Annotated in this window: 2 protein-coding genes; one reads left to right on the forward strand and one right to left on the reverse strand. The window is 45.7% G+C overall.

The features are described from left to right. Positions 1-1365 precede the first annotated feature (1365 nt). Positions 1366-1629, forward strand: a complete 264-nt coding sequence (locus tag AC1DUA_RS36485) for a hypothetical protein (protein ID WP_477504382.1) — start codon at positions 1366-1368, stop codon at positions 1627-1629. On the opposite strand, the gene AC1DUA_RS36490 is transcribed toward AC1DUA_RS36485, so the two are convergent. Further along, a partial coding sequence (locus AC1DUA_RS36490; RefSeq protein WP_477504383.1) for a pyruvate, water dikinase regulatory protein occupies positions 1618-2183 on the reverse strand: 566 nt, incomplete at its 5' end. The two genes, AC1DUA_RS36485 and AC1DUA_RS36490, sit on opposite strands and share 12 nt — an antisense overlap.

Raw genomic sequence — 2183 nt, forward strand, 5'->3', positions numbered from 1 at the left:
AAGTTAACTAAACATGATACTCTACCATCATGCCTGAAAAACCGAATGGGGTCAAATCGCAGTTAATTCTTATTCGGGAATTTGAAAACACTTCAGTAATGTAGGATAAAAATAATTGGATACGGCCATTTTAATCCACTTGATAAGAAAACTAGCACCGTCGTGCTTGGTATTAAACTGATCTTTGATATAACCATTTATTTGAGGATTACTACAAGGATTATTATGGATCGTTAACTTAGTGTTTAGTCTGTTTAATTTAGATTCAAGATAAGAATGTAGATCGTGGATTAAAGATTTTTTTTGAGGTTGTGAACATTGGTGAGATCCTTCAGAGGAAGATAATGTATCAGGTTTTAGTGATTCGGAGGTTGAAACCTCAGGTTTATTAAGTAATTTAGTCCTATTTTTAGTATACTCGAATGCAAAATGAATTTTTTTCAGCAATAATTGCGCGCTTCTATAATTAATCTCTAGAACATGAGATAGCATACTCGCTGTACACTCTACTCCCTCTTTAATTAAAAATTGAATGGCTTGAAACCATAGCAATAGTGGGAGCTTGGACTTGTGCATGATTGTCCCCGCAGTTAAAGAAACCTGCATTCTACACTCTTTGCATTCGAGTAATTTACGAGTCCGAATTAATTGATAGTTTTTTTATTGTGCTCTCCTGTTCCAAGTAGGATTGGTCGGCAAAACACAATTTCTGTGGTATATACAAAATTAATAAAAACACAGTCAAACAGGTGCTCAAATCCTTTTCTATAAGCAGCTTAATTCAAAGCGAAAATAGCTTTTGTAGATACGACAGGTTTTACTTATTTAAGCTATATTGAGTCACCAATGAGAGCGGTTACGGAGTTACTAGTTCGGATTCTACGTGGATGTTGTGCTGGTCGGTAGCTTGGGTAGGGGTGCAGGTGTGAATGTGGCTCGGTGTGAGGCGGCAGCTTGGTGGGGCTGAGGCTTGAGTGGCTCGAATGTAGATACGAATGTGATCGCAGTGTGGCGGTAGCTTGGTAGGGGTACAGGTGGCTTGAGTGCAGGTGTAATGTGGGGCGCGGTGTGGGGCGGCAGCGCGGTGGGGCTGAGGCTTGAGTGGCTCGAGTGTAGAAACGAATGTGATCGCGGTGGGGCGTGGTAGCTTGGTAGGGGTACAGGTGGCTTGAGTGCAGGTGTGAATGTAGGCGCGGTATGGCACGGTAGTTTCGTGGGGATTGAGGCGGCTCGGGTGCAGTTATGTATGTGGGCATGGTGTAGCGCGGTAGCTTGGTGGGATTGAGGTGGCTCGAGTGCAGGTGTGAATGTGGGCGTGGTGTGGCGCGGTAGCTTGGTGGGGATTGAGGTGGCTCGGGTGCAGTTATGAATGTCGGCATAGTGTGGCGCGGTAGTTTGGTAGGGTACAGGTGGCTTGAGTGCAGGTGTAATGTGGGGCGCGATGGGGCGCAGCAGCTCGGTGGGGATGGAGATGGCTCAGGTGCAGGTGTGAATGTAGGCGCGGTGTGGGACGGTAGCTTGGTGAGGCTGGGGGTGGCTCGGGTTTGGATTAATATAAAAAAGATGCCACTGAACATGTTGAGTTCGTTGGGCATCGTTTATGGTGAAGGATTTCATTTATCTGAATGAAACAAGATCTAGGATTATTCCAGCTGTTTCTTCGATTGCTTTGTTGGTGACGTTGATGATGGGGCAGCCGAGCTGCTTCATGATGGATTGAGCATAATCAAGTTCTTCTTGGATGCGGCGGATGGTGGCGTATTGGGAACCATCCGGAAGGCCGACGGCTTTGAGACGTTCGAGACGAATTTGTAAGATTTGGTTGGCGTCCATGGTGAGGCCGATGATGCGTTTGCTTGGGATTTTGAAAAGCTCAGGTGGTAGCTTTACTTCTGGAATGATAGGAAGGTTAGCAGATTTAATCCCTTTGTGTGCCAGGTAAATGCTAAGTGGTGTCTTGGATGTACGTGAGACACCGATTAGGACTACTTCGGCTTGAAGCATGCCGCGGTTGTCTTTGCCATCGTCGTATTTGACAGCAAATTCGATAGCATCTACTCTTCGGAAGTAATCGGCGTCCATTTCGTGCAGTAAGCCTGGTTTGCGCTTTGGTAGGTGTCCATACGTTTCTGAAAATGCTTCCAACATCGGTCCCATTATATCAACGGTTCGCACACCTAGAC

It is taken from the genome of Paenibacillus sp. 01T422 (genome assembly GCF_056398785.1).

Coding starts and splice junctions, on each gene's coding strand:
- AC1DUA_RS36485 (WP_477504382.1), top strand. CDS start 1,366: ATGAATGTCGGCATAGTGTGGCGCGGTAGTTTGGTAGGGTACAGGTGG.